Below are 7,986 nucleotides of genomic sequence, written 5' to 3' on the forward strand. Positions count from 1 at the left end.
CGACTATGGCCACCGCCACTGCCATCGACTGGAACTGGCAAGTGCGCCGCGAGCCCGGTCAACCACAGGCTGCCGTGGCCTGGGGCGAAGTGGCGGCGCGCCTGCACGCACGGCTGCTGCGCATGCCCGAAGACCAGACGGCGCAGCTGCAAGCCACTGCCAACCGTGACGTGCTGATCGTCACGGGCAATGCCGATGACCTGCCGTGGGTCGAGGGTGTCGATTACGCCTGCACCGAGCCCGCTGCACCCGGTCTGTGGCTGCCCACCAGTTGGGAACCCGACGCACCGCTCGACCTGATGGGGCAAGCGCTGCTCGGCAGATTTGCGCGTGCGCCGCTGCTGCTGTGGCATGCCCCCAGGGCAGTGGTGCCGCTCGACCGATCACTGCCCGTCACGGCCCGGCATCTGCAACGCATTCAGGATGGATGGGCAGGTCGCTGATGCAATTACCGCAATCCCTGCAACCCTGGCGAGATTGGCTGCAATGGTTTCCCCCCGAACAGCTGCCCTTGCTGGCGGATCTGTTCGCACGCCTCAATCCGTTGCTAGGCCCATTGCGCGGTATGCAACACGGCGGCGTGCCCGAACCCGACGGCCTTGGCGACCTGCAACGCCGTGGCCCGTATGAACGACTACTCGCCAGCGAGTGGTTACTGGCCGATGAGCTACCCGACGAGTTTCTGCGCAGGGCGGTAGTTGGCGAACACCTGTTCCTGGCGCCGCAATATCGCACCCATCAGGCCAATCGCATGATCGTTGTGCTGTTCGACGCTGGCCCGCTGCAACTGGGCGTGCCGCGACTGGTGCATCTGGCGCTGCTGATCCTGCTCGCCCGCCGTGCCAGCGAAGCCGGGGCCGAGCTGCGCTGGGGCATCCTGCAAAACGCGCCGCAGTTGCATGAGTTCAAAGGCGCAGCGCATTTGAAGCAACTGCTCGACGCCCGCACGTATCAGACCGTCAATGATGAGCACTGGCAGACTTGGCGCGCCTGGCTGTCGGAGCAGGATTACGACAGCGGCGAACGCTGGGTCGTCGGCCACCAACTGCCCGCTACCGACGCCCGCTCCTGCACTCATCGGGTCCAGATACAGCGTAGCCTCGATGGCCGCAGCCTCATGTTCGCGCTGCAAGACTTGGGTACCCGACAAGTTGCCCTGCCCAACCCCGACGAGCGCCTTGCCTTGCAATTGATCAAGGGCGAGTTCGACATCGCGCGGCAGATGGCTCGCACCGCGGTCAAGACCCCCATTCCACGGGTTGCGCTGACGCTAGCTCCGATCATTGCCACCAGCGGCTTCCATGTCGCCCTGAAATTGCTCGACGAGCCTGGGCTTGTGGTGATCAAGCTTCCGGCTCCCCGGCAGAAAAAACCGCTCGATGTTCGCCGGACGCTCTGGAACAACCGCAGCACACCGCTGGCGATCACGTTTCCAGGCCGCATGCCCGGCGCGATCCTGAGCCTCGACGAGCAACTGGTCTTTTGGAACATGCCTGGCCTCAAGCCCGCCGCCCGGCCTGAGCGTGAACAACTGCAGATGCCCGTGGGCACCGCCACGCTGCTACCCATGGTGTGGCTGCACAACGGCACCTACGGCCGGGTTTTCCTGCTCGACAACAAAGGTCATTTGGCCTTCTGGGTGGTCGACAACGGCAAGCTGCCCACCCCGCACCAACCTGGTATCACCCACTCGATGGCCGATCAGGTGGTGGGCATGGCGCAGGTCGATCGCAACATGCTGGCCTATCTGCGCCACGATACCGGTCGATTGTACGTCCACCGGATCAATCCCTGGATCAGCCAATCCGCGGGCCATGTGGTCGGCACGGCGAAGGACGTCGACGTCGATCAGGTGTTGTTCCCGGCAAGCCCCCTCTGGGAACGCGCCTTCCACGGTTGCGCGTGGATGCGCCTGGTCGACGAGAAGCAACAGTGGCAAATGGTGGCGCCGGACCTTCAGACCAGCCAGGTAGATCTGGCCCCCGGCTGGAAAGGCCTGGGCTTGCTGATTGGGGAGGACGAGGTGCTTTCAATGGTCCTGCTCGGCCCCAACCAGCAGACGGTCGCCTTGTACTGCCGGGGTGAGCAACATGTGCTGTTCACCACCAGCGAGGCCATTGCCAGAATCAGCTTTTGCCCGATGAGCGGGCTGGTCGCCGCCCTGACCAAGGCTCGGGAACTGGTGGTGTATTCGGTCCGGGACGAGCGCAGGGTGTTGCAGGTCATATGCAATCAGGCACAAACGCAGTCGGAGGACGCGCCTCATGTCCGGACCTGATTCGGTCATTATTCGCCGTCCGGCACTGAGCGGTTATCAACCGATCGAGGCGCTGTGGTTCCCCGTTGAGCGCTTCAGCGAGCAGGAACGGGCGCGACTGATACTCACCCACTGGCAAACCGACGCCAGGGCCTATCGCTTTGCCGACGGCGACCTGCTGCGCCTTCCCAAGGCAGGCGCCATGCTGTGTGAAGGGCTCGCTGGCTGGCCACTGATTCGCCAGGGCCGAACGCTTTGCTCAGCACGGCTGAGTCCTGAGGAAATGCAGCGCCTGGCCCAAGCCGATGTCTGGCTGGTGCGCGGCACGCAGGTCAATGCCCTGCACCTGCGCGACGCAACTGCGCTGGCCCCCGCTCAATGGATCGACGTCAGCCAGTACGCCTTGCTCGACACTTACGACTGCCAGGACGTATTACCGGAACCACAAGTCGAACCACTGGCGGTACAGACCGACATACGGGAAATCCTGGGTGATTCGCTTGCGCCGGTCAGCCCCGAGCGAGAGGCGGTGATGCGAGCCCTGCTGGAGCACCAACGTCAGGCCACCGCCCCTGGCGCCTCTACGGCGCGTCACAGCCCTGCGAACAATCCGCAGAGTACCGGCTCGTTGCAACACGGCCTGCTCGGTCTCATTGCATTGGCAGTGGGTATGGGCCTTTACCAAACGCTTTCCCTCTACGGCCCGCAGTTACCAGCCGCTACCCGTGCTGCTGAGACAGCCAAGCCGCCACGCTCTGTGGATCCGTCCACGTTCGATCTAGGCAGCGTCTTGATCTGGACGGTAATTGGCGCGGCACTTTTCACCTTGATACTGATGGCGGTGCGTGCCTGGATGCGACGCAACGGTACCCATTCGGCAGCAAGCCACGCGCCCTCTACCACGACCGCCAATGCCGACCGACCATCAAAGCCGCCGGTGCCGCCACGGGCGTCGGGCCAGCCACGTGGCCCGGCCAGATGGCGGCGCTGGCTGACGCGTCTGACCCAGAATTCACGCCTGTCAGCGCTTTACGGAAAGCGCCAGGCCGCTTACATGCAACGCATGCTGGAGATGTTCGAAAACGGCGACCTGGAAGAAGCACTGCGCCACGCCATTCCGCTGGGCGGCGGCCAGGGCAATGCAGGTCAAGCCTTCGGCACACCCAGCAGGCGCCAGGATCTGGCGCTCACCCAGCATTCAGGGCCTCGCACCAGCATGCTGTTTGAGGCAGACCTTGAAACCCACCTCAAGCAGGTCTACCGGCAGTCCTTTGAGCGACTGGATCGCGAGGGGCGTATCGAGGAAGCCGTGTTTGTCCTCGCCGAGCTATTGAGGGCACGCCAGGAAGCGCTCGACTATCTGGAAAAGCACCAGCGCTATCAACAGGCGGCTGATCTCGCGCTGGCCTGGGACATGCCCACCTCGACCATTGTGCGTCTGCTGTGCCTGGCAGGGGATTGGCAGCGAGCACTGCAAGTCGCGCGGCGCGACAACGCGTTCGCAGATGCCGTCATCCTGCTCGAAAAGAAATGGCCGGAAGCCGCCGCGCGCCTGCGCCTGGAATGGGCGCTGGCCCTGACTGAAAAAGGATTGTGGTTGCAGGCAGTGGACGTGATCTGGAGTCTGCCGGCAGAGCACGAACGCGCCACGCAATGGCTGTTGGCCGCCGAAGCCGCAGGAGGAAGCCTGGCCATCGGCGCGTTGGTGAAACGGGCTATCCTGCTTCCCGACACCCTCTCGACATACGAAACCTGGGTCGAAAAACTGCGCAACGACCCCGAGCGGGTCGTGGAGCGCGCCGCACTGGCCCAGGCGCTGCTGGCGCACAAGGCCCACAGTCCCGCGCTGGCTTGGCTGGCTGCCGCGACCGTGCGGGCGATGATCTGTGATCAGGCCGGGCCACATGCTCATCTCACCCAGAATCAGCTTCAAGCGCTGGTAAAAATGAGCAAGGACAAGTTGCTACAAGCGGACCTGCCCGGCAGCGCCCTGCCCAAGAACAAACTTCTTAATCAGAGCCTTGAGCGGGTAAGCACCCCCTTGTCGTTCACGGCCCCAGAAAGGGGCAACCGGGCTCTCTGCGATGCCGTGCCCTTGACCGACGGACGCTACCTCCTGGCACTGGGCGAAGCTGGCGCATCGGTGGTCGAGGCGAGCGGCAAGACGGCCTTCCACTTTCCGGTGCCCGCCCAGAGCATCGTGCTGGGCCACAGCCGCCAGGTCGCGCTGGCGCTGGCGCGTCGCGGCGACGTCTGGCGCATCTGCAAACTGGATCTAGTCAATCGGAGCGCCACCGATCTGGGCGTGCTGATGCTGGATGCCTTCGCCAAGTATTTCGACGGCACGACCTGGACCGTCGGCCGAGGCTCACAATTGCGCGTCGTGGATGTGGATCGCCGGTTCGAAACGCTCTGGCACGTCGGCGATCTACCCGGGCGGGTTGGCTTCCTTCGGGATGACGAACGCAACGAATCCGTATTGCTGGACACCCCGCAGGACTTCCAGCTCTGGCATTACCGCCTGCCCGACCGCCGATTGCTCAGCCGCGAATCCATGCCCACCAGGCGTGAGGAGCACAGTTGGCAGGTGTATAACGCGGCAGGCCGGATCACTGAGTTCTGGATCGAGCATGAAGCCGACAGTGATCCTATGCTGAGGGCGTACGAGGGCGGCACGAGCAAGCGCTATCCCTTGCCTGGCCTGACTCAAGAGTTTACCGACCCGTTGAACGTCTACTCGTTCGAGCAGTGGCTGGTCGTCTGCTACGCAACTGGCGACGATGAGGCACGCTGGCACTTTATCCACCGCCAAAGTGACCGGTTATGCGCCGTCCTGCACTGGCCACTGCATCATGCGCAACTGCGTTGCGTGGGCAATGAATGGGTGCTTTTCGACCATCAGGGCCGGCTGTGGCATATCGACACAACCCGCTCTGCGGTGCGCAGTCTGTCGGTGCAGTGAAGCGCCGCCGGGGTGGGGGTTTTATGAGTGCTTCGCAGCTCCCTCGCCACGGGCTGTTTTTTAAGGCCACAAGGCTTTTGTGGCGCTCGCGCTGGTCTCAAAAGCCGCCCCCTCAACATGGTAAACCTTCGGCTCCTCCGAGAAATATTCCTCCAACCCCATCATGAACAACCGATGGTCTTCACTCGCCTCGAAGCCCGGAGAGTGGTCTTCCAGCGATTGCCATCGCACGATCAGGTTGAACTGCTCAGGGGTTTCGATCCCTTGCGCCAGCATGTGGCCGCCGTAACCCTTGGCCCGTGTGAGCAATGGAGCGACCTCGGCAAATGCGCGTCGGAACGTTTCAATGCGTTCTTTATGAACAGGAAGCACAGCGATTTCGTAAACCATGACACACCTCTGAATGGGTTGAAGTCGGCACTCACGGAATGAGCGACGGTTCGACGGCAATGGCGATTTTTCCTCGAAGACCGTTGTTGGGGCTTTCCAACCGGGCATGGGCCAGGGGAATGTCGGCCAGCGAATAGACGGCGCCGACATGGGGGCGCAGCTGACCGCGGGCTATCAATGCGCTCAGCTCATCGAGCTTGCCGCGGTTTTGTCGGGTGAACACGAAGTGATAGCTCGCGTTCTTGCCCCAGGCCTGGACGAGGTTTTGTGGCTGGGCGATGTCCACGATCGAGACGACGCGGCCCAGTTGGGCGAGGACGTCGGGGCTGCGGGACAGTGTGTTGCCGCCGATGGTGTCGAATACGACATCCACGCCGCGGCCCGCGGTTTCCCGAAGGACAGCGTCGACATAATCTTCTTTTTCGTAGTCGATGATCACGTCGGCACCCAAGTTGCGGGCAAACGCAGCGTTTGTTTCGCGCACGGTGGTGAACACCCGGGCGCCCATGGCTTTCGCCACTTGGATCGCGACATGGCCGACGCCTCCAGCGCCGCCGTGGACAAGAATGCTCTCCCCGACCCTGAGCGCCGAGCGCACCACCAGCGCTTCCCACACCGTCCCGCCCACCAGGGTCAGGCTTGCGGCCTCAAGATGGCTCAGCTCGGGCGGTTTCTTCCCGACAATGCTCTCGGCCGCAACGTGGTACTCGGCGTAGCTGCCTGCCCCTTCAAATATTTGCGGGGTGTACCAGACTTCGTCTCCAGGCGCGAAGGAGGTCACCCCGGGCCCAACGGCTTCGACCACGCCGGAGACGTCGTGGCCGGTGATGGCCGGCAGTGGCACCAGGTCGGAATAGTCGCCGCGTCGAACCTGGTAATCCAGCGGGTTGATGGAAGTGGCGTGTATGCGGACCAAGACTTGCCCCGCTTGCGGCACGGGCTTGGGCACGTCGCGGAGTTCGAACGATTCAGGACCGCCGAATGATTTAAGCATCATCGCTTTCATAGTAAATCCTCGTATCGATAAAAAGGGATATCGGAATATCTCGATATTCTGTGGTAAAAAAAGCTACAGGTCTTTCCCAATGATCTCGGCGAGAGCACTGATGGTTGCTTCATTGCGTTTGTAATAGGTCCACTGGCCGATGCGCCTGACTTCGACCAGACCCACCCGTTGCAACGTAGCCAGATAACCGGACACCGTCGACTGCGACAGGCCGATCCCTTCCTGGATACTGCTGACGCAAACGCCGACCGTGTGAACGTCACCCTCATCCTGCGGGGGGAAGTTCTTTGCCGGATCCTTCAAACCTTTCAGGATTTGGAGACGTGTCGGGTTTGAGAGGGCTTTGAATATTTCGAGTAGGTCCATGTGGCGAGGATATCGAGATTTTTCGATATGTCAATACGTGAATTGGGAGAGCTCGTGAGCAGGGGTTTTGAGGCTGCTCCGCAGCCTGGCGGGGATGAATCCCCTCGCCACAGGAGTTGTGTGTGTGGGCTGCTTGGTTGATTGGTATTTGGGGAGCGTGGTTTTTTTGTGAGTGCTGCGCACTCAAGCGGGAGCAAGCTCCCTCGCCACGAAAAGCGGTGTTGTGTGGATTCAGGGATGGCGATCCAGTTTCTTCAGGAACACCGTCATTTCCTTCTCCGCCTGCTTGTCGCCGTGGGCGCGGGCGGCTTCGAGGCCTTGTTCCCAGGCTTGGCGGGCGGCTGGTAGGTCGCCTTGGCCTTGGTGGGCCTTGCCCAGGAGTTTCCAGGCGGCTGAATACTTGGGGTCGAGTTCGATGCAGCGTTGGAAGTGTTCGGCGGCGCGGGGGAATTCACCGAGGTCCAGGTAGCCTTTGCCCAGGCCGAAGCGTAGCAGGGCGTTATCCATGCCTTTGGCGAGCATTTTTTCCAGGGATTCGAGCATGGCGGCGTCCTTATCTGTTGTGTCAGGGGTTGATCGGTTGGCTGCTAGATAGCTATCGCGAGCAAGCTCGCTCCCCCAGGGGGTTGGGGTTGCTCACGACATTTGTGAGCAATGGCGATCCTCTGTGGGAGCGAGCTGAACTGGTCAACTAATTTTGGACACCAGTTACGGTTTCACGCCGCCAGTTTCTCCATAGCTACCGGCGACCGGTAGTCGTTGTAGCTATGGAGTCTGACGTTGTTGTAACGCATCACATAACGCTGCACATCCACGCGGGCTTCATGCTCCGAGCTGTAGCCATCTTCTGGCACCCACTCTGACTTCAGGCTTCCAAAGAAACGCTCCATCGGGGCGTTGTCCCAGCACTCACCTTTGCGACTCATGCTTTGCAGGAGTCCATGCTTGCGCATTTCATTCCTGAATTTGTGGCTGGTGTATTGGCAGCCTTGATCGGAATGAAAC

General features: G+C 61.8%; 8 protein-coding genes. 3 read left to right on the forward strand and 5 right to left on the reverse strand.

Annotation, left to right across the window (positions count from 1 at the left end; genetic code table 11):
* Positions 1–5 precede the first annotated feature (5 nt).
* From BLU85_RS29535 to BLU85_RS29545, 3 genes are read left to right on the forward strand one after another with little or no spacing between them, the layout of a single operon-like run.
* The gene (locus BLU85_RS29535; RefSeq protein ID WP_092205506.1) at positions 6–443 is read left to right on the forward strand and encodes a bpX5 domain-containing protein; all 438 of its coding nucleotides are present in this window, start codon (positions 6–8) and stop codon (positions 441–443) included.
* A complete protein-coding gene (locus tag BLU85_RS29540) occupies positions 443–2,278 on the forward strand; it encodes a hypothetical protein (protein WP_092205507.1) in 1,836 nt (611 codons plus the stop codon). Before BLU85_RS29535 ends, BLU85_RS29540 begins: the two co-directional genes overlap by 1 nt.
* Positions 2,265–5,219, forward strand: coding sequence for a bpX6 domain-containing protein (locus BLU85_RS29545; protein ID WP_092205508.1), 2,955 nt, complete (start codon positions 2,265–2,267; stop codon positions 5,217–5,219). Before BLU85_RS29540 ends, BLU85_RS29545 begins: the two co-directional genes overlap by 14 nt.
* Positions 5,220–5,279: 60 nt before the next feature.
* Here the strand turns inward: BLU85_RS29545 and BLU85_RS29550 are convergent, their stop codons facing one another.
* The 5 genes from BLU85_RS29550 to BLU85_RS29570 form a co-directional block, all read right to left on the reverse strand.
* On the reverse strand, positions 5,280–5,609 hold the full coding sequence (locus tag BLU85_RS29550; RefSeq protein ID WP_092205509.1) for an antibiotic biosynthesis monooxygenase family protein: 330 nt from the start codon (positions 5,607–5,609) through the stop codon (positions 5,280–5,282).
* 31 nt (positions 5,610–5,640) lie between these two features.
* Positions 5,641–6,615 carry a zinc-dependent alcohol dehydrogenase family protein gene (locus BLU85_RS29555; RefSeq protein WP_092205510.1) on the reverse strand — a complete coding sequence of 325 codons (975 nt, stop codon included), beginning with the start codon at positions 6,613–6,615 and terminating at the stop codon, positions 5,641–5,643.
* Positions 6,616–6,678: 63 nt separating this feature from the next.
* Positions 6,679–6,981: an ArsR/SmtB family transcription factor gene (locus tag BLU85_RS29560; protein ID WP_003177098.1), complete on the reverse strand. Its 303-nt coding sequence runs from the start codon at positions 6,979–6,981 to the stop codon at positions 6,679–6,681.
* A 231-nt stretch (positions 6,982–7,212) separates the two neighbouring features.
* Positions 7,213–7,524 (reverse strand): tetratricopeptide repeat protein, encoded by a 312-nt coding sequence (locus BLU85_RS29565; protein ID WP_092205511.1) that lies wholly within the window; start codon positions 7,522–7,524, stop codon positions 7,213–7,215.
* A gap of 173 nt (positions 7,525–7,697) precedes the next feature.
* Positions 7,698–7,986, reverse strand: a 289-nt coding sequence (locus tag BLU85_RS29570; RefSeq protein WP_139212820.1) for an integrase core domain-containing protein, incomplete at its 5' end; no start/stop codon positions are given.

It is taken from the genome of Pseudomonas sp. NFACC14 (genome assembly GCF_900106885.1).
Taxonomy (GTDB): Bacteria; Pseudomonadota; Gammaproteobacteria; order Pseudomonadales; family Pseudomonadaceae; genus Aquipseudomonas; species Aquipseudomonas fluorescens_AA.

Bases quoted from the DNA above. Each gene is read 5' to 3' on its own strand.
- BLU85_RS29535 (WP_092205506.1), top strand. From the start codon at position 6: ATGGCCACCGCCACTGCCATCGACTGGAACTGGCAAGTGCGCCGCGAG.
- BLU85_RS29540 (WP_092205507.1), top strand. From the start codon at position 443: ATGCAATTACCGCAATCCCTGCAACCCTGGCGAGATTGGCTGCAATGG.
- BLU85_RS29545 (WP_092205508.1), top strand. From the start codon at position 2,265: ATGTCCGGACCTGATTCGGTCATTATTCGCCGTCCGGCACTGAGCGGT.
- BLU85_RS29550 (WP_092205509.1), bottom strand. From the start codon at position 5,609: ATGGTTTACGAAATCGCTGTGCTTCCTGTTCATAAAGAACGCATTGAA.
- BLU85_RS29555 (WP_092205510.1), bottom strand. From the start codon at position 6,615: ATGAAAGCGATGATGCTTAAATCATTCGGCGGTCCTGAATCGTTCGAA.
- BLU85_RS29560 (WP_003177098.1), bottom strand. From the start codon at position 6,981: ATGGACCTACTCGAAATATTCAAAGCCCTCTCAAACCCGACACGTCTC.
- BLU85_RS29565 (WP_092205511.1), bottom strand. From the start codon at position 7,524: ATGCTCGAATCCCTGGAAAAAATGCTCGCCAAAGGCATGGATAACGCC.